This window comes from Streptomyces sp. NBC_01551 (genome assembly GCF_026339935.1).
In the GTDB taxonomy this organism is placed as follows: domain Bacteria; phylum Actinomycetota; class Actinomycetes; order Streptomycetales; family Streptomycetaceae; genus Streptomyces.
Genome location: NZ_JAPEPX010000001.1, coordinates 1,316,958 through 1,338,938 on the forward strand (window position 1 = coordinate 1,316,958; position 21,981 = coordinate 1,338,938).

At 71.3% G+C, this 21,981-nt stretch carries 22 protein-coding genes; 6 read left to right on the forward strand and 16 right to left on the reverse strand.

Annotation, left to right across the window (positions count from 1 at the left end):
• Positions 1 to 91: 91 nt before the first annotated feature.
• Both dapD and OG982_RS05825 read right to left on the reverse strand, forming a co-directional pair.
• Positions 92 to 1,072 (reverse strand): 2,3,4,5-tetrahydropyridine-2,6-dicarboxylate N-succinyltransferase, encoded by a 981-nt coding sequence (gene dapD / locus OG982_RS05820; protein ID WP_266789110.1) that lies wholly within the window; start codon positions 1,070 to 1,072, stop codon positions 92 to 94.
• Positions 1,073 to 1,081: 9 nt separating this feature from the next.
• On the reverse strand, positions 1,082 to 2,311 hold the full coding sequence (locus OG982_RS05825; protein WP_266792176.1) for an MFS transporter: 1,230 nt from the start codon (positions 2,309 to 2,311) through the stop codon (positions 1,082 to 1,084).
• Between the two features lie 86 nt (positions 2,312 to 2,397).
• On the opposite strand from OG982_RS05825, the gene OG982_RS05830 reads away from it, so the two are divergent.
• Complete coding sequence (locus OG982_RS05830) at positions 2,398 to 3,294, forward strand: winged helix-turn-helix transcriptional regulator (RefSeq protein WP_266948025.1); 897 nt, start codon at positions 2,398 to 2,400, stop codon at positions 3,292 to 3,294.
• 353 nt (positions 3,295 to 3,647) lie between these two features.
• On the opposite strand, the gene OG982_RS05835 is transcribed toward OG982_RS05830, so the two are convergent.
• The 11 genes from OG982_RS05835 to OG982_RS05885 form a co-directional block, all read right to left on the reverse strand.
• Positions 3,648 to 4,199: a TetR/AcrR family transcriptional regulator gene (locus OG982_RS05835; RefSeq protein ID WP_266789106.1), complete on the reverse strand. Its 552-nt coding sequence runs from the start codon at positions 4,197 to 4,199 to the stop codon at positions 3,648 to 3,650.
• Positions 4,199 to 4,522 carry a multidrug efflux SMR transporter gene (locus tag OG982_RS05840; RefSeq protein ID WP_266789104.1) on the reverse strand — a complete coding sequence of 108 codons (324 nt, stop codon included), beginning with the start codon at positions 4,520 to 4,522 and terminating at the stop codon, positions 4,199 to 4,201. Before OG982_RS05840 ends, OG982_RS05835 begins: the two co-directional genes overlap by 1 nt.
• A 50-nt stretch (positions 4,523 to 4,572) precedes the next feature.
• Positions 4,573 to 5,937 carry a hypothetical protein gene (locus tag OG982_RS05845; RefSeq protein ID WP_266948026.1) on the reverse strand — a complete coding sequence of 455 codons (1,365 nt, stop codon included), beginning with the start codon at positions 5,935 to 5,937 and terminating at the stop codon, positions 4,573 to 4,575.
• Between the two features lie 152 nt (positions 5,938 to 6,089).
• Positions 6,090 to 6,434: a metal-sulfur cluster assembly factor gene (locus OG982_RS05850; protein ID WP_030027092.1), complete on the reverse strand. Its 345-nt coding sequence runs from the start codon at positions 6,432 to 6,434 to the stop codon at positions 6,090 to 6,092.
• Positions 6,431 to 6,892, reverse strand: a complete 462-nt coding sequence (gene sufU / locus OG982_RS05855; protein ID WP_266789100.1) for a Fe-S cluster assembly sulfur transfer protein SufU — start codon at positions 6,890 to 6,892, stop codon at positions 6,431 to 6,433. Before sufU ends, OG982_RS05850 begins: the two co-directional genes overlap by 4 nt.
• Positions 6,893 to 6,920: 28 nt before the next feature.
• Entirely contained in the window at positions 6,921 to 8,177 is a 1,257-nt protein-coding gene (locus tag OG982_RS05860) for a cysteine desulfurase (protein WP_266789098.1), read from the reverse strand.
• Positions 8,174 to 8,938, reverse strand: a complete 765-nt coding sequence (gene sufC / locus OG982_RS05865; protein ID WP_053785807.1) for a Fe-S cluster assembly ATPase SufC — start codon at positions 8,936 to 8,938, stop codon at positions 8,174 to 8,176. Before sufC ends, OG982_RS05860 begins: the two co-directional genes overlap by 4 nt.
• A gap of 7 nt (positions 8,939 to 8,945) precedes the next feature.
• Entirely contained in the window at positions 8,946 to 9,263 is a 318-nt protein-coding gene (locus tag OG982_RS05870) for a bifunctional 3-phenylpropionate/cinnamic acid dioxygenase ferredoxin subunit (protein WP_266789096.1), read from the reverse strand.
• Entirely contained in the window at positions 9,263 to 10,441 is a 1,179-nt protein-coding gene (sufD, locus tag OG982_RS05875) for a Fe-S cluster assembly protein SufD (protein ID WP_266789094.1), read from the reverse strand. Before sufD ends, OG982_RS05870 begins: the two co-directional genes overlap by 1 nt.
• Before the next feature lie 61 nt (positions 10,442 to 10,502).
• A complete protein-coding gene (gene sufB, locus OG982_RS05880) occupies positions 10,503 to 11,918 on the reverse strand; it encodes a Fe-S cluster assembly protein SufB (RefSeq protein WP_008741052.1) in 1,416 nt (471 codons plus the stop codon).
• Positions 11,915 to 12,658 (reverse strand): metalloregulator ArsR/SmtB family transcription factor, encoded by a 744-nt coding sequence (locus tag OG982_RS05885; protein WP_266789091.1) that lies wholly within the window; start codon positions 12,656 to 12,658, stop codon positions 11,915 to 11,917. Before OG982_RS05885 ends, sufB begins: the two co-directional genes overlap by 4 nt.
• 339 nt (positions 12,659 to 12,997) lie before the next feature.
• Between OG982_RS05885 and OG982_RS05890 the strand changes: the two genes are divergently transcribed.
• From OG982_RS05890 to OG982_RS05905, 4 genes are all read left to right on the forward strand, one after another.
• Positions 12,998 to 13,924: an ABC transporter ATP-binding protein gene (locus OG982_RS05890; protein ID WP_266789089.1), complete on the forward strand. Its 927-nt coding sequence runs from the start codon at positions 12,998 to 13,000 to the stop codon at positions 13,922 to 13,924.
• Positions 13,921 to 14,688 carry an ABC transporter permease gene (locus OG982_RS05895; protein WP_266948028.1) on the forward strand — a complete coding sequence of 256 codons (768 nt, stop codon included), beginning with the start codon at positions 13,921 to 13,923 and terminating at the stop codon, positions 14,686 to 14,688. The genes OG982_RS05890 and OG982_RS05895 overlap by 4 nt, the downstream gene beginning before the upstream one ends.
• An 83-nt stretch (positions 14,689 to 14,771) precedes the next feature.
• Positions 14,772 to 15,905: a hypothetical protein gene (locus tag OG982_RS05900; protein WP_266948030.1), complete on the forward strand. Its 1,134-nt coding sequence runs from the start codon at positions 14,772 to 14,774 to the stop codon at positions 15,903 to 15,905.
• A 4-nt stretch (positions 15,906 to 15,909) separates the two neighbouring features.
• Positions 15,910 to 16,902 carry a heme A synthase gene (locus OG982_RS05905; RefSeq protein ID WP_266948032.1) on the forward strand — a complete coding sequence of 331 codons (993 nt, stop codon included), beginning with the start codon at positions 15,910 to 15,912 and terminating at the stop codon, positions 16,900 to 16,902.
• Positions 16,903 to 16,933: 31 nt separating this feature from the next.
• On the opposite strand, the gene OG982_RS05910 is transcribed toward OG982_RS05905, so the two are convergent.
• The 3 genes from OG982_RS05910 to OG982_RS05920 all read right to left on the reverse strand — a co-directional run bounded on the left by OG982_RS05910 (position 16,934) and on the right by OG982_RS05920 (position 19,517).
• A complete protein-coding gene (locus OG982_RS05910; protein ID WP_266948033.1) occupies positions 16,934 to 18,061 on the reverse strand; it encodes an amidohydrolase family protein in 1,128 nt (375 codons plus the stop codon).
• A 118-nt stretch (positions 18,062 to 18,179) separates the two neighbouring features.
• Positions 18,180 to 18,551, reverse strand: coding sequence for a hypothetical protein (locus OG982_RS05915; protein WP_266789079.1), 372 nt, complete (start codon positions 18,549 to 18,551; stop codon positions 18,180 to 18,182).
• Positions 18,552 to 18,575: 24 nt separating this feature from the next.
• Positions 18,576 to 19,517 (reverse strand): heme o synthase, encoded by a 942-nt coding sequence (locus OG982_RS05920; protein WP_266789078.1) that lies wholly within the window; start codon positions 19,515 to 19,517, stop codon positions 18,576 to 18,578.
• Between the two features lie 327 nt (positions 19,518 to 19,844).
• On the opposite strand from OG982_RS05920, the gene tkt reads away from it, so the two are divergent.
• Positions 19,845 to 21,947, forward strand: coding sequence for a transketolase (gene tkt / locus OG982_RS05925; protein ID WP_266789076.1), 2,103 nt, complete (start codon positions 19,845 to 19,847; stop codon positions 21,945 to 21,947).
• Positions 21,948 to 21,981 lie beyond the last annotated feature (34 nt).

A 21,981-nucleotide genomic window follows, 5' to 3' on the forward strand; every position in this document is an offset into this window, starting at 1 on the left:
GCCCGCCCTCCGGCGCGCCCGAACGGCAACGAGCGCCCTCCCGGCCCGTCTCGGGGCCGCCGGAGGGCGCTCGAAAGCGCGCGGTGGGGCGTCAGTTGTGGCTGTGCAGAACCTCGTTCAGGCCGCCCCAGTTCGCCTTGTACGGGCGAGCTTCGACGGTGCCGGTGACCGAGTTGCGGCGGAAGAGGATGTTGTCGGCGCCGGAGAGCTCCAGGGCCTTGACGACCTGGCCGTCCGGCAGGGTCACCCGGGTACCCGCGGTCACGTACAGGCCCGCCTCGACGACGCACTCGTCGCCCAGCGCGATGCCGACGCCCGCCTCGGCGCCGACCAGGGTGCGCTCGCCGATCGAGATGATCTGCTTGCCGCCGCCCGACAGGGTGCCCATGGTGGACGCGCCGCCGCCGATGTCGGAGCCGTCGCCGACCACGACGCCCGCGGAGATGCGGCCCTCGACCATCGAGGTGCCGAGGGTGCCGGCGTTGAAGTTGACGAAGCCCTCGTGCATGACGGTGGTGCCCTCGGCGAGGTGCGCGCCGAGGCGGACGCGGTCCGCGTCGGCGATGCGCACGCCCTTGGGGGCGACGTAGTCGGTCATGCGCGGGAACTTGTCGATCGAGGTGACCTGGAGGTGCAGACCCTCGGCGCGGGCGTTGAGGCGGACGGTCTCGACCTGGTCGACCGCGACCGGGCCCAGGGAGGTCCAGGCGACGTTGGCCAGCAGGCCGAAGACGCCGTCCAGGTTCTGGCCGTGCGGCTTGACCAGGCGGTGGCTGAGCAGGTGCAGGCGCAGGTACGCGTCGTGCGCGTCGAGCGGCTTGTCCTCCAGGGAGGAGATCACCGTACGGACGGCCACGACCTCGACGCCGCGGACCGCGTCCTGGCGCAGCGCCTTCGCCGCGCCGGCGCCGAGCAGCTCCACGGCCTGTTCGGCGGTGAGGCGCTCGGAGCCGGCCGGGCCGGGCTCGGCGACCAGCTCGGGGGCGGGGAACCAGGTGTCGAGGACGGTGCCGTCGGGGGTGATGGTGGCAAGGCCGGCGGCGACGGCGCCGGTGGTACGCGTAGCAGTCATGCCTGAAACCTAACCGGCGACGGCCCGCGGTCGCGAACCGGTCTCATGTGCCGGTCGCGCCGCGTGTCGGCGCTCTCGTGCCGCCACCCACAGCACCGCCCCGCCGGCCCCCGCCGCCAGCAGCGCGCACAGCGGCCACAGCACGCCGGGCGCGGCGGAGTACAGCGCTCCGCCGAGCGGCGCGCCGAGCACCACACCGCTGACCGAGACGCCGGCGTACAGGCTCTGGAACCGCCCGATGGCGTGCTCGGGGGCCTGGTCGGCGACGTACGCGGTGGCGGTGGTCTTGTAGAGGATCTCGCCGACACTGAGCAGCACCATCATGGCGACGGCCGTGGCGACGCCCACACCGGCGAGCAGCACCGCGTACCCGGCGCCGACGAAGAGCAGCCCGGCGCCGATGACGGGCAGCGGCGGGCGGGTGCGCAGGGCGACGGCGGCGGGCAGTTCCAGGAGCAGGATGACGCCGCCGTTGAGGGCCAGGATCAGGCCGTAGGCGCGGGTGTCGAGGCCGTGGTCGGCGAGGAAGACGGGGAAGGTCGAGTACTGCTGGCGGTAGACGATGTCCACGACAAGAACCGCGCCGAGCAGGACGAGGACGGCGGGCCGGGCACGCAGCGCGGGCCAGACACCGCCGCGGCCGTCGCCCGCGCCCGGGGCGGCGGCGCGCCGGGCGGCGGCGCGGGCCGGGACGACGCGGGCGGTCCACAGGGCGAACAGCAGGGTGCCGAGGCCGTCGGCGACGAAGAGCCAGTCGTACGAGAGGCCGGTGGCGATCAGGCCGCCGAGCGGCGGGCCGAGGGTGAAACCGCCGTTGGAGACGCAGCGGACGACGGCGAAGGCCTGGCGGCGGGCGCCCTCCGGGACGATCACCGCCACCAGGGCGGAGTTGGCGGAGCGGACGACTCCGAGGGCGTACTGGGCCACGGGCAGCGCGAGGTAGAGCGCGGCGGTGGGCAACAGCGGGAGCAGGGTGAGGGCGGCGCCGCCGAGGACGGAGGCGGCCAGGAGTACGCGGCGGTGGCCGTAGCGGTCGCCGTACCAGCCGCCGGTGAAGTTCCCGGCGACCACGCCGATGCCGCCGAGGCCTGTGACCAGGCCGGCCGCCGCGATGCCGAGGCCGCGCGGGCCGGTCAGGTACACGAAGACGAAGACGAAGGTGAAGCTGGCCACGGCGTTGACGAACACGCCGGCCGAGAGGAGCCACACCGCTCTCGGTACGTCCTTGAACCCCTGCAACACGCCCGGCCCCCCAGTCAGTTCCTTTTGGGAACGAACTCTGTCAGCATGGCAGCCCCGGGTCAACGGAGAAGGAGCACCCCCTCATGGCGCAGCGCACTCAGCTCGGCGACGCGGACTGCGCCATCGCGCAGGCCCTCGACGTGGTGGGCGACTGGTGGACGCTGCTGATCGTGCGCGACGCCGCGCGGGGGCTGCGCCGCTTCGAGGAGTTCCAGCGGGAGCTGGGCGTGTCGCGCAAGGTGCTGGCCGAGCGGCTGAAGCTGCTGGTCGAGGCGGGGGTGCTGGCCCGGGAGCCGTACCAGGACCGTCCGGTACGGCACGAGTACCGGCTGACCCCGCGCGGGCGCGGGCTGCTGCCGGTCCTGGTGGCCCTCCAGGACTGGGGGGACGGCTGGATCCTGGGAGAGGGAGAGATGACCGCGACGACGGAAGAGGCCTCACGGGAGGCGGTACGGGTGCACGCGCTGCGGGGTACCCGGGTGCCGGAGCTGCTGCTGCCGGACCGGTTCGGGGAACTGCGCGACCCGGTCGCGCCGGACACGGCGTTCACGGTGCTGTACTGCTTCCCCGGGGCGTACGCGCGGGCGGAGTCCTACCCGCCGGGGTGGGGCGGGATTCCGGGGGCGAAGGGGTGCACGTTCGAGTCGTGCACGTACCGGGACCAGCTCGCGGAGTTCACGGCGGCGGGGGCGACGGTGCACGGTGTCTCGGCGCAGCGGCCGGACGAGCAGCGGGAGTTCGCGGAGGCGGAGCAGCTCCGCTTCCCCCTGCTGTCGGACGCGGAGTTCGCCCTGACGACGGCGCTGCGGCTGCCGACGTTCCGGGTGGCGGGGGTGAGCCGGCTGAAGCGGCTGACGCTGGTGGTGGACCGGGACCGCACGGTCCGCGAGGTCCTCTACCCCGTCCGGGACATCGAGGCCAGCGTCACGACGGCCCTGGCGACCGTCCGCACCGCCGCCTCCGGCCCCGCCGGCGTGTGAGGCGCTGGGGCTCCGGGGGCGACCCCGCGGCGGCGCCGCACCAGGCAGGACCATCGGGTCGACCCCGGTGTCCACGCGGGCCGCACCCGGCCCGGCTCCGGCGCCGCACCAGGCAGGACCATCCTGCGGCCTGAGCGTCTGCGCGCGCCGCGTCCGGAGGCTGCCGCACCCGGCCCGGCTGCGCACCCGGGCCCCGGCGCCGCACCGGGCAGGACCATCCGGCCGGCCTCGGCGTCCGCGCGGGCCGCGCCCGGAGGGCCGCCGCACCCGGCCCGGCGCGCCACCCGGCCCCGACTCGCCACCCGGCCCCGACTCGCCCCCCGGCGCGGCGCGCCCGCGGGCGGCCGCCGGGGTCAGTCCTCCCGTAGGACGCGGGCCAGGATGGTGCGGGCGTAGGACTCGTCATACGGGGCGTCCGTCAGGAGGACCTGGAGGCAGATGCCGTCCATGACCGCCACCAGGGCCCGCGCCGTCACGGGGTCCGTCCACGGCGTGAGGGCCGTCGCCACCGCCTCGCACCACTGCGCCGCCACCGGTCGCAGCGCCGGCCGGCGCAGCGCGGCGAGGTAGAGCTCGTACTCCAGCTCCGCCCGCCCCCGGTCCGCCGACAGCAGGTCACCCAGCAGTCGGGCCAGGGAGCCCGCCAGGTCCTCCCCCGGGGCGGCCGGCAGCGTCACCGCGAACGCCTCGTTCGCCTGGCGCAGCGCCGCCACCAGCAGGTCGTCCAGCGACGTGAAGTGGTACGTCGTCGAGCCCAGCGGGACGTCCGCCTCCGCCGCCACGCTCCGGTGGCTCAACCCCGCGATCCCCTTCGCGCCGACCACCCGGATCGCCGCGTCGATGATCCGCTGCCGCCGCTCGGGGTCGTACCGCCGCGCGGCGCCCGCCGCCCCGGCCGCCGCCATCAGTGCGCACCGCCCAGGTTCAGCAGGACCACCCCCGCGATGACCAGCACCAGCCCCGCGATCTTCGCGGCGGTGGCCGCCTCGCCCATGAAGAGCATGCCGATCGCGGCGATGGCGGCGGTCCCGACCCCCGCCCATATCGCGTACGCGGTGCCGACCGACATCGACTTCAGCGTCTGCGCGAGCAGCGTGAAGGCGATGAGGTAGCCGACCACCGTCCCCAGCGACGGCCACAGCTTCGAGAAGCCGTCGCTGTACTTCATGGCGGTGGTCCCGGCGACCTCGGCGGCGATGGCGGCGGCGAGCAGTGCGTAAGGAGGCATGTGTACAAGGGTACACATCGTTGTGTACGGCCGTACACAACGATTCGGCGTCAGCCGATCGTGAACCAGGCCGCGCGGGCTTTCTTCCACTCCGCGTGCGTCAGGTCCTTCGCCTCGGTCCCGTCCCCGTAGAGGTCCGCCGACCCGCTGTCCGTGACCAGCTGCACCCGCGCGCCCGCGGCCGTCAGGTCCGGCACGTCCACGATGGCCTCCCAGCCACCCGGGTCGGTCGTCCGCAGGTCCGCCCGCTTCACCGGGGCGTGCCCGGCGACCCCGTCCCACGCGTACAGCGCGTACGGGTCGCTGTTGTCGTCCGCGGCCCAGGATCCGGCGAGGATCAGGTACTGCCCGGCCGCGTTCTTGCGGAGGTCGCGGATCGCGAGCCCGCCGAGGTCCAGTTCGACGCCCGCCCCGAAGGTGGCCTGGGCGCCGCTGGAGAGCACCTTGTCGAAGTTGGTCACCGGCACGACCAGCGCCTTGCCGCCCGGCACCGCCGGCGCGAGCGGGGCCCGGAAGCCCAGGTAGGCCGTGGTCGTCGAGCCGGGCGCGAACTCCAGCCCCTCCACGTTGAACCCGTCGATCTGCTTCGGCGCCTCGCCCTCCGCCGTCCCGGCCGCGAAGCCGTAGCGGTTCCCGTTCGCCTTGTCCCAGGCCACCAGGTCGTCGCGGAGCTTCTTGTACGAGCGCCCGTACGCGAGCTGCGTCCCCGACCCGGATCCGCTCACGGTCGTGGTGAACACCGTGTTCCGGGGCGCCTTGTACTCGCCGTCCTTGTTGTTGCCGAGCGAGCCCGTCCAGTAGACGGTGTCGCCGATCCGGGTCGCGCCCTCGATGTCGACTTCCTTGCTGACCCCGAGCTGCGAGCTGAAGTCCCAGGTCTTGACCGGCGCGCCCGAGTTCGAGCGGTCGTACAGCCGCAGCACGTTGGACTCGTCGTCGGCTACGACGGCGTACCCGCCGCCGACGTCCACGGCGGCCGAGGCGTCCGCGGACCCGGTGAGGTAGCGCGCGTCGGCCGGGTTCTGCACGGCGGCCGAGGCCGCGTAGGACAGCGTCTTCGTGGCGGTCTTGTCGCCCAGCCCGGTCACCTTGACGGTGAGGTTCGTGTAGCCGCGCTCGCGCGCCGTGACGGCCAGCCGGCGCACCGCCCCGGTGCCGGTCACGCTCACGTCCCCGGTCCCTGCGACCGAGGCCTTGCTGGACGCCGACGCGCTGACGGTCAGCGCCGAGACGTCCGCCCCGCTCTGGGCCACGGTCACGTTCACGGTGGGGTCCCCGACCGCGCCCACGGCGCCGGAGAGGTAGCCGGCGGACAGCGCGATGGTCGGCGTTCCGTAACTCGCCGCGTGCGCGGGCAGGTTCAGCCCGGCGAGCACCAGTCCCGCGATTCCCACGATCCCCAGCTGCTTCTTCATCGATGTCCTCCACGAATCGAACCGAGCCTGAACGGCCGTCGAGAAGATTCGGCCACCTTGGCCAACTCCCCGTGCACGCCGTCCGTCCGCCGGGCGAACAGCAGGAAGGGCCCCCGGCACGATGCCGGGGGCCCTTCCTGAAGCGGAGCGACTCAGACGTTGAAGCCGAGCGCGCGCAGCTGCTCACGACCGTCGTCCGTGATCTTGTCCGGGCCCCACGGGGGCATCCAGACCCAGTTGATGCGAAGTTCGTTGACGATGCCGTCCGTCGCCGACTTCGCCTGGTCCTCGATGACGTCCGTCAGCGGGCAGGCCGCCGAGGTGAGCGTCATGTCGAGGGTGGCGATGTTCGCGTCGTCGATGTGGATGCCGTAGATCAGGCCCAGGTTGACGACGTCGATGCCCAGCTCGGGGTCGACCACGTCGTAGAGGGCCTCGCGGACCTCCTCCTCGGTGGCCGGCTTGGTGGACGCCTCGGGCGTCGCGTTCTCGGTCATGCCGTCTTCCTCTCCGCGCCGCCCAGCACCTGGGCGGTCGCGTCCTTCCACGCCATCCAGCTCAGGAGAGCACACTTCACGCGCGCCGGATACTTGGAGACGCCGGCGAACGCGATCGCGTCCTCCAGCACCTCCTCCATCGCCTCGTCCGGCTCGACCTTGCCCTTGGACTGCATCAGCTCCAGGAACACGGCCTGGATCTTCTGCGCCTCGGCCAGCTCCTTGCCGACGAGCAGCTCGTTCAGCACGGACGCGCTGGCCTGGCTGATGGAGCAGCCCTGGCCCTCGTACGAGACGTCGGTGAGCGTCTCGCCGTCGTACTTCACGCGCAGCGTGATCTCGTCGCCGCACGTCGGGTTGACGTGGTGCACCTCGGCATCGCCGTCGCGCAGGCCGCGCCCGTGCGGGTGCTTGTAGTGGTCCAGGATCAGTTCCTGGTACATCGAATCCAGCTTCACAGCGTCCTCGTAGTCCTCGTCGCCCTCGTCAGCCGAAGAAGTTCCGTACGTGCTCCAGCCCGTCGATCAGTGCGTCGACCTCCGCCGGTGAGGAGTACAGGTAGAAAGACGCCCGCGTGGTCGCAGGAATTCCGTACCGCAGGCAGACCGGGCGCGCGCAGTGGTGTCCCACGCGGACCGCGATGCCCTGCTCGTCGAGGACCTGGCCCACGTCGTGCGGGTGGATGTCACCGAGCGTGAAGGAGATCGCGGCACCGCGGTCCTCGGCCGTCGTCGGGCCGATGATCCGCAGGTCGGGCACCTCCAGGAGGCGCTTGACCGCGTACTCGGTGATCGCGTGCTCGTGCGCGGCGATCTTGTCCATGCCGATCGAGGTGAGGTAGTCCACGGCCGCCCCGAGGCCGACGGCCTGGGCGATCGGGGGCGTACCGGCCTCGAACTTGTGCGGCGCCGGGGCGTACGTCGAGGAGTGCATCGAGACGGTTTCGATCATCTCGCCGCCGCCCAGGAAGGGCGGCAGGTCCTCGAGCAGCTCCTGGCGGCCCCACAGGACGCCGATGCCGGTCGGGCCGCACATCTTGTGACCGGTGAAGGCCACGAAGTCGGCGCCGAGCGCCTGCACGTCCAGCGGCATGTGCGGAGCGGCCTGCGAGGCGTCGATCAGCACCAGCGCGCCGACCTCCTGCGCGCGCCGGACGATCGCCTCGACCGGGTTGACCGTGCCCATGATGTTGGAGACCAGCGTGAAGGAGACGATCTTCGTCTTCTCCGTGATGACCTCTTCGATGTTGGACAGGTCGAGCCGGCCGTCGTCGGTCAGGCCGAACCACTTCAGCTTCGCCCCGGTGCGCTGCGAGAGCAGCTGCCACGGCACGATGTTGGAGTGGTGCTCCATCTCCGTGATGGCGATCTCGGTCTCGCGGTCGACCCGGTAGGGCTCGTCCGCCCAGCCGAGCATGTTCGCGACCAGGTTGAGCGACTCCGAGGCGTTCTTGGTGAAGATCACCTCGTCGCGGCTCGGCGCGTTGATGAAGGCGGCGACCTTGTCGCGGGCGCCCTCGTACAGCGCCGTGGCCTCCTCGGCGAGCACGTGGACGCCGCGGTGCACGTTGGCGTTGTGCCGCTCGTAGTACTCGTTCAGCGCGTCGAGGACCTGGCGCGGCTTCTGCGAGGTCGCCGCGTTGTCCAGGTAAACGATCTTCTTCCCGTCGTGGACCACACGATCCAGAAGGGGGAAGTCCTTGCGGATCGCCTCGATGTCGAGGAGGCCAGGCAGCTGTGTCACGCGGTCGCGCCACCCTTCACGTACTTGTCGTAACCCTCGGCCTCCAGCTGGTCGGCGAGCTCGGCGCCACCGGACTCGGCGATGCGGCCGTTCGCGAACACGTGCACGAAGTCGGGCTTGATGTAGCGCAGGATGCGCGTGTAGTGGGTGATCAGCAGGGTGCCGACCTCACCGGTCTCGCGGACGCGGTTGACGCCCTCGGAGACGATGCGCAGGGCGTCGACGTCGAGGCCGGAGTCGGTCTCGTCGAGGATCGCGATCTTCGGCTTCAGGAGCTCCAGCTGGAGGATCTCGTGGCGCTTCTTCTCACCGCCGGAGAAGCCCTCGTTGACGTTGCGCTCGGCGAAGGCCGGGTCCATCTGGAGCTGCTCCATGGCGGACTTGACCTCCTTCACCCAGGTACGCAGCTTCGGCGCCTCGCCGCGGATGGCGGTGGCCGACGTACGCAGGAAGTTGGAGACCGAGACGCCGGGGACCTCGACCGGGTACTGCATGGCGAGGAAGACGCCGGCGCGGGCGCGCTCGTCGACGGACATCTCCAGGACGTCCTCGCCGTCGAGGGTCACGGTGCCACCGGTGATGGTGTACTTCGGGTGACCGGCGAGGGAGTACGCCAGGGTGGACTTGCCGGAGCCGTTCGGGCCCATGATGGCGTGCGTCTCACCCTGCTTGACCGTGAGGTCGACACCCTTGAGGATCTCGCGGGCGCCGTTCTCGGCCTCGACGGAGACGTGCAGGTCGTGGATTTCAAGCGTTGCCATGGGTACCTCAGGACTCCTGGGTGAGGGAGACGAGCACGTCGTCCCCTTCGATCTTTACGGGGTATACGGGGACGGGGCGCGTCGCGGGCAGACCGGAAGGCTTGCCGGTGCGCAGGTCGAAGGCCGACCCGTGCAACCAGCACTCGATCATGCAGTCCTCGACCTCACCCTCCGAGAGCGAGACGTTCGCGTGCGAGCAGATGTCGTTGATCGCGAACACCTCCCCCTCGGTGGAGACGATGGACACCGGCGTGCCGTCGATTTCCACCCGCTTGGGGGTGTCCGCCTCAAGCTCGCTCAGCGCACAGACCTTGACGTAATTCATCAGACCGACGCCTGGAGCTCGGTCTCGATCTTCGCGAGCAGGCGCTCCTCGATGTCCGCGACACCGATCTGCTGGACCAGCTCGGCGAAGAAGCCGCGCACGACGAGACGGCGGGCCTCGTCGGCCGGGATGCCGCGAGCCTGGAGGTAGAAGAGCTGCTCGTCGTCGAAGCGGCCGGTCGCCGAGGCGTGGCCGGCGCCGACGATCTCGCCGGTCTCGATCTCGAGGTTCGGCACCGAGTCGACCCGCGCGCCGTCCGTGAGGACGAGGTTGCGGTTCATCTCGTAGGTGTCGGTGCCCTCGGCGCTCTTCTCGATGAGCACGTCACCGATCCAGACGGCGTGGGCCTCCTGGCCCTGGAGCGCGCCCTTGTAGACCACGTTCGACTTGCAGTGCGGGGCGTCGTGCTTGACCAGGAGGCGGTGCTCCTGGTGCTGGCCGGCGTCCGTGAAGTACAGGCCGAACAGCTCGGCCTCGCCGCCGGGGCCCGCGTAGCTGATCCGCGGGTGCAGGCGGACGACGTCGCCGCCGAAGGTGACGACGATCGACTTGAAGGACGCGTCGCGTCCGACCAGGGTGTTGTGCTGGGAGCAGTGGACGGCGGTGTCGTCCCAGTCCTGCACGGACACGACGGTGAGCTTGGCTCCGTCGCCGACCAGGAAGTCGACGTTGGCGGCGCGGACGCCGTCACCGGTGTGGTCGATGACGATGACGGCCTCGGCGAAGGCCTGCACGTCGAAGACGGTGTGGCCGAAGGTGGTGCCGCCCTCGCCGTGCAGCGAGACGCGCACCGGCTCGGTCAGGACCGTCTCCTTGGGCACGGTGACGACCGTGGCCTTGGCGAAGGACGAGAACGCCTGGGCGGCGATCCGGTCCACCGGGGTGCCGGCCTTGCCGATGCGGGCGTCGTCGCGCTCCACCGACTCGACCGTGACGCCCTCGGGCGCGTCGATCTGGGCCTTCATGCTGCCGTTCGCGACCGCGGTGCCGTCGTGGAGGCCACGCAGACGGGCGAGCGGGGTGAACCGCCACTCCTCCTCGCGGCCGTGCGGCACGGGGAAGTCCGCCACGTCGAAGGACGGGGGCGCGCTCATCCGGGTGGCGACGGTGGACTCGGCGGCCACCGCGATCGCGCCGGCGGTGGTCGAACCCACCGGAATGTTCTGAGCCTCAGCCATGGCTGTCGTGTTGCTCTCTTCCTGCGTCAAAGAATTGCTACGGATCCTGGGCGGTCGGGGACTAACCGACCGAGCCCTCCATCTGCAGCTCGATCAGCCGGTTCAGCTCCAGCGCGTACTCCATGGGCAGCTCGCGCGCGATGGGCTCGACGAACCCGCGCACGATCATGGCCATGGCCTCGAACTCGGTCATGCCGCGGCTCATCAGGTAGAAGAGCTGGTCGTCGGAGACCTTGGAGACGGTCGCCTCGTGGCCCATGGACACGTCGTCCTCGCGGACGTCCACGTAGGGGTACGTGTCCGAGCGGGAGATCGTGTCGACCAGGAGCGCGTCACACAGCACGTTGGACTTGGAGCCGTGCGCGCCCTCGCCGATCTCGACCAGGCCTCGGTACGAGGTGCGGCCGCCGCCTCGCGCCACCGACTTGGAGACGATGTTCGAGGAGGTGTTCGGCGCCATGTGGACCATCTTGGAGCCGGCGTCCTGGTGCTGGCCCTCGCCCGCGAAGGCGATGGACAGGGTCTCGCCCTTGGCGTGCTCGCCCATCAGGTAGACGGCCGGGTACTTCATGGTGACCTTGGAACCGATGTTGCCGTCGACCCACTCCATGGTCGCGCCCTCGTACGCCACGGCGCGCTTGGTGACCAGGTTGTAGACGTTGTTCGACCAGTTCTGGATCGTCGTGTAGCGGCAGCGGCCGCCCTTCTTCACGATGATCTCGACCACGGCGCTGTGCAGCGAGTCCGAGGAGTAGATCGGGGCGGTGCAGCCCTCGACGTAGTGGACGTACGCGTCCTCGTCGACGATGATCAGCGTCCGCTCGAACTGGCCCATGTTCTCCGTGTTGATACGGAAGTAGGCCTGGAGCGGGATGTCGACCTTGACGCCCTTGGGCACGTAGATGAACGAGCCGCCCGACCACACGGCGGTGTTCAGCGACGCGAACTTGTTGTCGCCGACCGGGATGACCGTGCCGAAGTACTCCTGGAAGAGCTCCGGGTGCTCCTTGAGCGCGGTGTCCGTGTCGAGGAAGATGACGCCCTGCTCCTCCAGGTCCTCGCGGATCTGGTGGTAGACGACCTCGGACTCGTACTGGGCCGCGACACCGGCGACGAGGCGCTGCTTCTCCGCCTCGGGGATGCCGAGCTTGTCGTACGTGTTCTTGATGTCCTCCGGCAGGTCCTCCCACGAAGCGGCCTGCTTCTCGGTGGAGCGCACGAAGTACTTGATGTTGTCGAAGTCGATGCCGGAGAGGTCGGAGCCCCAGGTCGGCATGGGCTTCTTATCGAAGAGCTTCAGGCCCTTGAGGCGGAGCTTCAGCATCCACTCGGGCTCGTTCTTCTTCGCCGAGATGTCCCGGACGACGTCCTCGGACAGGCCGCGCTTCGCAGCGGCACCGGCCGCGTCGGAGTCGGCCCAGCCGTATTCGTAGGTGCCCAGGCCATCGAGCTCAGGGTGAGCAGTCTCCGTGGTCATGCGGGGTTCCTCCCGGCCGTACTTGCAGATGCTGATGTGTCGGTCTGTGTGGCGCCCGCGCCTCGCGGAATGAACGTCGTGCACACTCCGTCGCCGTGGGCGATGGTGGCGAGACGCTGCACGTGCGTCCCGAGCAGGCGGGAGAAGACCTCGGTCTCCGCCTCGCAGAGCTGCGGGAACTGCTCGGCGACATGTGCGACCGGGCAGTGGTGCTGGCAGAGCTGTTCTCCGCTGTGCGGACCGGGAGCGCTCTTCGCCGTAGCAGCGTACCCGTCCGCGGTCAACGCCTTGGCAAGGGCCTCGGTGCGGTCCGCGGGGGCAGCTGCGGCGATGCTTTCCCGGTAGGTCTCGGCCTGTGCGTCCATCCGCGCCCTGGCGAAGGCGGCCACGGCCGCCTCCCCCTGTTCCCCGCCGCCGGCGGCCTGCGCGATCCAGCGCAGCGCGTCCGCGGCGAGCGAGTCGTAGGACTGGTCGAACGCGTCGCGGCCGCAGTCGGTGAGCGCGAAGACCTTGGCGGGCCGGCCCCGGGTACGCGTGCCGTAGACGCGCTGCTCACGGGGCTCGACCACGGTGTCGGCGACGAGCGTGTCGAGGTGGCGGCGGACGGCGGCCTGGGTGAGGCCGAGACGCGCGGCGAGGTCGGCGACGGTGGAGGGACCGTGGTCCAGGATGGAGCGCGCCACCCGGTTGCGGGTTGACCGCTCCCCGGTAGCGAGTTCCCCCTGGGGGGTCTCGATCATCCGTTCGCCGTATTTCACAACGCCATTGTTGCGTAATTAGTCGAGCCCCGACAAGCCGTGACCGACGCCACTCCTGGTGTCATCCATCACTAAGGGTTACCTAATTTATCGACGCAGAGTTAAGCGGGGGCCAGCATTCCGCACTCGCCCCGGGCCTTGAATGAACCGCGAAATGCCTCCCACCAGCAATCCCCCGCCCGTCGCGGGCTTGGGCGGCATGAACATCAAGTTTCGCAAAAGGTCACGGAAATCGACCGACTCGTCCAGGACCGGCCGACTGAAAAGAGTCTCGGCACCCGGGATCCGGGCCCTCTTCCCGGTCTCCGTAGACTCACCCGCATGAGCAACGACCCCGCCGTGGAGATCCGCGGACTGGTGAAGCGGTACGGCCCCAAGACGGCGGTGGACGGACTGGACCTCACCGTCCGCACCGCCTCGGTCACCGCGGTCCTCGGTCCCAACGGCGCGGGCAAGACCACCACCGTGGAAACCTGCGAGGGCTACCACCGCCCCGACGCCGGCACCGTCCGCGTCCTCGGCCTCGACCCCGTCGCCCAGGCCGAGGCCCTGCGCCCGCGCGTCGGCGTGATGCTCCAGTCCGGAGGGGTCTACTCCGGCGCCCGCGCCGTCGAGATGCTCCGCCACATGGCCAAGCTCTACGCCAACCCGCTGGACGTGGACACCCTGGTGGAACGCCTCGGACTCGGCAGCTGCGGCCGCACCGCCTACCGCAGGCTCTCCGGCGGGCAGCAGCAGCGGCTGGCCCTGGCCATGGCCGTCGTCGGCCGCCCCGAGCTGGTCTTCCTGGACGAGCCGACCGCCGGCCTGGACCCGCAGGCCCGCCGCGGCACCTGGGACCTGGTGCGGGAGCTGCGCGCCGACGGGGTCTGCGTCGTCCTCACCACCCACCACATGGACGAGGCCGAGCAGCTCGCCGACGAGGTCGCGATCATCGACGCCGGCCGGGTCATCGCCCACGGCACCCCCGAGCAGCTGTGCCGGGGCGGCGCCGAGAACACCCTGCGCTTCACCGGCCGCCCCTCCCTCGACCTCGCCTCCCTGCTGAAGGCCCTCCCGGACGGCACCGAGGCCGCCGAGCTCACCGCCGGCGTCTACCGGGTCACCGGCGACGTCCACCCGCAGCTGCTGGCCACCGTCGCCTCCTGGTGCGCGCAGCACGGGGTGATGCCGGACAGCCTCGCCGTGGAGCGGCACACCCTCGAAGACGTCTTCCTCGAACTCACCGGTAAGGAGCTGCGCGCATGAGCGCCGGTACGTTCACCCCCGCCGCGGGGGCCGCGCCCGTGTCCCGCATGATCCTCGCGCAGACGGCCCTGGAAACCCGGATGCTGCTGCGCAACGGGGAGCAGCTGCTGCTCACCGTGATCATCCCGGCGCTGCTGCTGGTGCTGTTCTCCGCCGTCGACATCGTCGACACCGGATCGGAGAAGTCCGTGGACTTCCTCGCGCCCGGCGTCCTCGCCCTCGCCGTGATGTCCACCGCCTTCACCGGCCAGGCCATCGCCACCGGCTTCGACCGCCGCTACGGGGTGCTCAAGCGGCTCGGCGCCTCGCCGCTGCCGCGCTGGGCGCTGATGTCCGCCAAGACCCTGTCGGTGCTGGTCACCGAGGTGCTGCAGATCGCGCTGCTGACGGTGATCGCCTTCGCGCTGGGCTGGTCCCCGCAGGGGAACCCGCTGTCGGTCGCCGTGCTGATCCTGCTCGGCACCGCCGCCTTCTCCGGGCTCGGGCTGCTGATGGCGGGCACCCTCAAGGCCGAGGCCACCCTGGCCGCCGCCAACCTGGTGTTCCTGCTGCTGCTGGTCGGCGGCGGGGTGATCGTGCCGCTGGAGAAGTTCCCCGCGGCGGTGCAGTCCGTACTGGGGCTGCTGCCCATCACGGCGCTGTCCGACGGGCTGCGCGAGGTGCTCCAGCAAGGGGCCGCGCTGCCGTGGGGCGACGCCGCCGTCCTGGCCGGCTGGGCCGTCCTCGGGCTGGGCGCGGCCGCGCGCTTCTTCCGCTGGGAGTGAATCCCTTCCGCTGGGGTCCGCCTTCCCGCGACTATGGACGCCTCCACCCCTGAGGTGGACGACCACGAAGCCGGGGGGCGGGCATGGCGCAGCGGGAAGCCGTTCTACGGCTGGACGAACACTGGGCACGCGTCCGGTCGGGGGCCGCGCACGCCGAGCCCGGTGAGCGCGACCGGCTGCTCGCGGAGCTGATCACCGCCCTGCGGGCGCTGCCCGGGGATCCCGAGTGCGCGGCGCGGCTGGGGCTGCGCCTCGCCGACCAGGCCGCGCTGCGCTTCGCCGCCGGGGACCGCGTCGCCGCCCTCGCCACGATCGAGGAGGCGCTGCGCAGCTCCGAGCGCGCGGCCCCGTACTCCCCGGAGTTCGCCCGCTGGTACGCGCGAGGCCTGATCAACCAGGGCGTCTGGCTGGCCTGGCCGCTCAGCGACGCGGACCGGCTGCCGCGCCATCCGCTGGGCCCGGCCGCCGAGGAGGGGCCGGACGCCATGGAGCGGGCGGCCGGTGAGCGGGCCCGGGACGTGACCCGCGCGGCGGTAGCCCTGTGGCAGTCCCTGGACCAGCACGACCCGGTCAACCGGCGGGGCCTCGCGCAGGCCAAGGTCTTCCTCGGGGACCGGCTGGCGGAGCTGGGCCTCGCCGCCGACGCGGTGGCCTGGGCGGTGGACGCGGAGGCCGATTTCCGCAGGCTGTTGTTCGCGCACCCCGGCTCCGAGGAGTCCCTGGAGGCGGAGGACGCTCTCGACCACATCGGCCGCCAGCTGGAACTGCGGCTGCGCTTCCTCGACTTCGACTCGCTGGTCAGGCTGCGCTCCGAGGGGCTGCTGCCCGAACGGCTGCTCCCACAGGCCGTGGTGGCCGCCCGGATCCGCGGGGTCCCGGAGCCCGAGATCGCCGCGCGGCTGCACCTGGGCGCCGACCAGGTGGCCACGATGCTGGAGGTCACGTCCTGGCTCGCGGTGTGGCGGATCGACGTGCGGGGGCCTGACGGACTGTGGAACACATTGGAACATCCCTGGCATAGCGCAGCAGAAGTGCGAAATGGGTCAGCAGAGGACGTAGCGGGCGAACTGCTGAAGGGGTTCACGGCCTCCCCGGACTGCCCCGGCGCGGGCGGCCATTGGCGGATCCGGATCTGGTGGCAGGAGGAGGGCGATCCCGCGGGCGCCGCGTACCGGCGTGTCATCGGCCCCGACTCTCCCGCGCCGACCCCCTCGTGAAACTTTGCACAAGGCGCCGATTACGATAGGCGCCGTGTTGAACCCCCTCGCATACATCGCCAGCCGCTGGACCCCGTCACCCCGGATCGTCCAGCGGGCCGCGTTCGCCGCGCTCCTGATGAGCGTGGCCATCGTCGTCACCGGCGGCGCGGTGCGGCTGACCGGATCCGGTCTCGGCTGCGACACCTGGCCCAAGTGCACCTCCGACAGCCTGATCGTGACCCAGGAGCAGGGCTTCCACGGGGCGGTCGAGTTCACCAACCGCATGCTGACGTACGTGCTCAGCGCGGCCGTCGGCTGGTGCATCATCGCGGCCCGCTCGGCCAAGCCCCTGCGCCGTTCGCTGACGAAGCTCGGCTGGCTCCAGTTCTTCATCGTGATGGGCAACGCGGTCCTCGGCGGCATCACCGTCCTGACGGGGCTCAACCCGTACAGCGTGGCCGGGCACTTCCTGCTCGCCACCGCGCTGATCACCGTCACCACCGTCACCTGGCAGCGCACCCGCGAGGGTGACACCGCTCCCCGGCCGCGCGTGCCCGGCCCCGTGCGCAAGCTGTCGTGGGGCCTGATCGCGACGACCCTGCTGCTGATCGCGGCGGGCACGGTGGTCACCGGTTCCGGTCCGCACGCCGGCGACAGCAGCGAGATCAAGCGGATGCCGTTCGACTGGTCGGCCACCGCCCACGTCCACGCGATCTCCGCCTGGGTGGTGTGCGCGCTCGCCGTGGCCATGTGGCTGGTGCTGCGCGTGGTGGACGCCCCGGCCGACACCCGGGCACGCGCCCGCGACCTGCTGGTCGTCCTGCTCGCCCAGGGCGCCGTCGGCTACGTCCAGTACTTCACCCACGTGCCCGAGGCCCTGGTCGCCACCCACATGCTCGGCTCCTGCCTGGTGTGGATCGCCGTGGTCCGCGTGGCGCTGAGCCTGCGCGAGCGCACGGCGGACGCGGCGGCCCCGGCCCCGGCGCCCGAGGACGCCCGACTCTCGACGGTCTGACCTGAGAAGGGGCGGGCCGGGTGGACCCCGCTCAGCCGCGTTCGTCCAGCCGGTAGACCCGGCGGGCGTTGCCGGCCGCGAGCATCGCCGCCACCCGGTCCGCGTCCCGCCAGGACCACGACCCGTCGGCGACCCAGCCGCCCAGCACCCGGCCCAGCGCCTCCTTGAACACCAGGGCGCCGACCGCGTGCAGCTCCGGCAGCCGCCGGCCGCCGCTGGAGAACAGCAGCTTCCCGAACGGCGCGAGCTCCAGCAGCTCGGCCAGCACCGCCGCCGCCCGCGCCCCGGTGTGCGCGAGGGCCAGGCCGAGATCGGCGTGCACGTGCGGGAAGGCGGCCGCGAGCCGCGCCGCCTGGCGGTGGTGGGGGGATCCGCCGAGCAGCACCAGCCGCGTCCCCAGGCCCGCGGTCGCCCGCACGAACTCCGTCAGCCGCTCCGGATCGCCGCGCTCCGGCCGCGCCCCGAGCCCCGCCTCCCCCGCGCCCGTGTGCAGCTGGAGCGGCAGCCCGGAGGCCACCGCGCTCCACAGCAGGTGCCGCAGCAGGACGGGATCCCGTACCGCCCCGCCCTTGGTCCGCCCGGCCAGCCACCTCCCGGCGGCGCCCCGCACCTCGCCGGGGCCGGGCGGTTCGGGCGCGAGGGCGAGGGCGGCGGCGTATCCCGCGTCGGGACCGCAGGTGAAGGCGACCGCGCCGGTGGCGGCGTGGTGGACGGCCCCGGCGAGGTTGGTGAGGAACGCCGCCACCGTCCCGGAGGTGTCGGCCACCTGCTCGGCCAGTAACTCCAGCCGTACGAGTTCGTGCGCCTCGGCGTCCCCGGCGCGGGCCAGCTCCTTGGGGCCGGTGAGGTCCCCGGGCTCCCCGGTGTCGACCAGGTAGGCGGCGATCCCGGAGCCGCGCAGCAGTCGGCGCCCGGTCTCGACCACGCCGAGCTCGCGCCGCCGGGCCAGATAGCGGGCCGGCGCGCAGTGCGGCTCCAGCCCCAGCAGCGGCGGGCACCAGCGGCGCACGGCGAAGCCGGTCTGGGTGTCGAAGAAGGTGGTCCCGGCGGCGGGCGGGCCCACCGAGGGGATCAGCTGGGCCTCGAAGGTGGCGAGTCCCAGCTCCGTACGGAGCACTCCGTGGCAGTACTGGTCCACCAGGGGCGGCGTTTCGATCATCCGGGCATCCCGTTGCGGACGTGAGGAAGGGGCTTCCACACGTCCTAACGGGTGAGCGGGGTGTGAGGTGTTGCTCGCGCTGTTGACCGAGCAGCACGAACCACGCGGTGCGGCCGGATCAGGCGGCCTTGTCCTGGGTCCCGCCGAGCTGGATGCCCGCCATGCGGTTCCACTCGTACGGGCCCGTCCTCACCTTCGCGGCGAACTCGCCGTCGAACTCATCATGGAGGGTCAGCCCGGCCTTCTCGGCGGCCAGCACGGCGGTCGCGTACTGCGGGGCCACCAGGTCGCCCCAGGCGCCGTCCGTACCGACGAGCACGATCCGGGTGCCGGCCTGGCCGATGTGCGCGAGGTGGCCCTCGACGCCGCCGTGCTCCTTGCCGAACGCGCCGATCTGCTTGGCCAGCTTCGCGGCCTTGCGCTCCTGCTTCTTGGCCGCGGCGCCTGCGGTGCCCTCGGTGTCTGCGGTCTCTGCCGTGGTGTCTGCCATGTACGGCATGCTACCGGCGAGTAATCAGCGGAGGAAGGGATCCACGGCCACGGCGACGAAGAGAAGCGACACATAGGTGATCGACCAGTGGAACAGCCGCATCTCCTTGAGCTTCCCGCCCGTCACGCCGGCCTTGGCCCGCGCGTTCAGCGCGTGCGCCTCCCACAGCCACCAGCCGCCCGACACGAGCGCGACCGCCGTGTAGAACCAGCCCGTGTACCCCAGCGGGGTCAGCAGCAGCGAGACCGCCACCATCACCCAGCTGTAGACGACGATCTGACGCGCCACGGCCTTGTTGCCGGCCACGACGGGCAGCATCGGCACGCCGACGCGCGCGTAGTCGTCCTTCACCTTCATCGACAGCGGCCAGTAGTGCGGCGGCGTCCAGAAGAAGATGACGAGGAAGAGGATGACGGCGGCCCAGGAGACCTCGTTCTTCACCGACGACCAGCCGATGAGCACCGGCATGCAGCCCGCGATGCCGCCCCAGACGATGTTCTGGGTGGTGCGCCGCTTCAGGAGCATCGTGTAGACCACGACGTAGAAGAGGAGCGCGCCGAGCGACAGGGCGGCCGACAGCCAGTTGATGAGCAGGCCGAAGAACAGGGTGGAGACCACGCCGAGGGTGATGCCGAAGACCAGGCACTCGCGCGGGCTGACCATGCCGGTCACCAGCGGCCGCTGTGCGGTCCGGTCCATCAGCGCGTCGATGTCGCGGTCGATGTACATGTTCAGCGCGTTGGCGCCGCCCGCGGACAGGTAGCCGCCGAAGCAGGTCGCGAGAACCAGCCACAGCGAGGGCACGCCCTGCTCGGCGAGGAACATCACCGGCACTGTGGTGATCAGCAGAAGTTCGATGATCCGCGGCTTGGTCAAAGCCACGAAAGCCATGACCCGGGCCCCGAACGGCCGGTGGACGGGGCTCGTCCCGAGCACCCCCGCTGGACGGGATTCGACGGCCGTCACGCACACCCCTGAGAGAGAATCCAGCAAGCTCCGACTCGGACCCCCTCAAACATGAAGGCCCGGTAAAGGCTTGCGCGTACCACGCCACTCTAGACGTTGCGCTTACGTCGCCCCGCGCGGGGGTCGGCTCGTGTTGGGCCGATCGGACACCGCACGTGCGGGGTGTCAGGTGAGAGGGCCGGAGCCCGTATGAGCACTGGGCTCCGACCTGATGAAGCACGTGTCGATCTCGAATGGCCGCACACCTTTGCGGGGGTAGGCTCGGAATCGCGCCGGTGCACCGTTCGTCACCGGGAAACGACATGTGGAGAGGAGCCCTGACTCACGGTGAGCACCAAGCCGACGACCACAGAGCTCGAGTGGACCGAACTGGACCAGCGGGCCGTCGACACGGCCCGCGTCCTGGCCGCGGACGCGGTCCAGAAGGTCGGAAACGGCCACCCCGGTACGGCGATGAGCCTGGCCCCCGCCGCCTACACCCTTTTCCAGAAGGTGATGCGGCACGACCCGTCCGACCCCGAATGGGTCGGCCGTGACCGCTTCGTGCTCTCCGCGGGGCACTCGTCCCTCACGCTGTACACGCAGCTCTACCTGGCCGGTTTCGGCCTGGAGCTCGACGACCTGAAGGCGTTCCGCACCTGGGGCTCCAAGACCCCCGGTCACCCGGAGTACGGCCACACGGCCGGCGTCGAGACCACCACCGGCCCGCTGGGCCAGGGTGTCGCCAACGCGGTGGGCATGGCCATGGCCGCCCGCTACGAGCGCGGTCTCTTCGACCCGGAGGCCGCCCCGGGCGCCTCCCCGTTCGACCACATGATCTACGCGATCGCGGGCGACGGCTGCCTCCAGGAGGGCATCTCCGCCGAGGCGTCCTCGCTGGCCGGCCACCAGAAGCTCGGCAACCTGGTGCTGCTGTGGGACGACAACCACATCTCCATCGAGGGTGACACGGAGACGGCCGTCTCCGAGGACACCATGAAGCGCTACGAGGCGTACGGCTGGCACGTCCAGCGCGTCGAGCAGCAGCCGAACGGCGACCTCGACCCGAAGGCGCTGTTCGCCGCCCTCCAGGCCGCCAAGGCCGAGACGGAGCGCCCGTCCTTCATCGCGATGCGCTCGATCATCGCCTGGCCGGCCCCGCACGCCCAGAACACCGAGGCCGCGCACGGCTCGGCCCTCGGTGACGACGAGGTCGCCGCCACCAAGCGCGTCCTCGGCTTCGACCCGGAGAAGGCCTTCGAGGTCTCCGACGAGGTCATCGGGCACACCCGCAAGGCGCTGGACCGCGGCCGCGAGGCCAAGGGCGCCTGGGAGAAGGAGTTCTCCGCCTGGCGCACCGCCAACCCGGAGCGCGCCGCCGAGTTCGACCGCATCAACGCCAACGAGCTGCCCGCGGGCTGGGAGGACAAGCTCCCCGTCTTCGAGGCCGGCAAGGGTCTCGCCACCCGCGCCGCGTCCGGCAAGGTGCTGGAGGCGCTCGGCGCCGTCATCCCGGAGCTGTGGGGCGGCTCGGCCGACCTCGCCGGCTCCAACAACACGACCATCGACAAGAACTCCTCGTTCCTGCCGAAGGGCAACCCGCTGCCGGAGGCCGACCCGTACGGCCGCACCATCCACTTCGGCATCCGCGAGCACGCCATGGCCGCCGCCATGAACGGCATCGCGCTGCACGGCCACACCCGCATCTACGGCGGCACCTTCCTGGTGTTCTCCGACTACATGCGCAACGCCGTCCGCCTCTCCGCGCTGATGCACGTGCCGGTCACCTACGTGTGGACGCACGACTCCATCGGCCTCGGCGAGGACGGCCCGACCCACCAGCCGGTCGAGCACGTCGCCTCGCTGCGCGCCATCCCGGGCCTGAACGTGGTCCGCCCGGCCGACGCGAACGAGACGGCCGTCGCCTGGCGCGAGATCCTCAAGCGCCACACCAAGGTGTTCGGCAAGGGCGCCCCGCACGGTCTGGCGCTGACCCGCCAGGGCGTGCCGACGTACGAGCGCAACGAGGACGCCGCCAAGGGCGGTTACGTGCTGTTCGAGGCCACGGGCCCCCAGGGCGAGACCGCTGACGCCCAGATCGTCCTGATCGGCACCGGCTCCGAGGTCCAGCTCGCCGTCGCCGCGCGCGAGGCGCTGCAGGCCGAGGGCATCCCGGCGCGCGTCGTCTCGATGCCGTCCGTCGAGTGGTTCGAGGAGCAGGACCAGGCGTACAAGGACAGCGTCCTGCCGCCGGCCGTCAAGGCGCGCGTCGCGGTCGAGGCCGGCATCGGCCTGACCTGGCACCGCTACGTGGGCGACGCCGGCCGGATCGTCTCGCTGGAGCACTTCGGTGCCTCGGCCGACGCCAAGGTGCTGTTCCGCGAGTTCGGCTTCACCCCCGAGGCCGTGACCGCGGCCGCCAAGGAATCGCTCGCCGCCGCCGCGCGCTGACGCCGGTACAGAACCAAAGTAGGAGATGTAACCC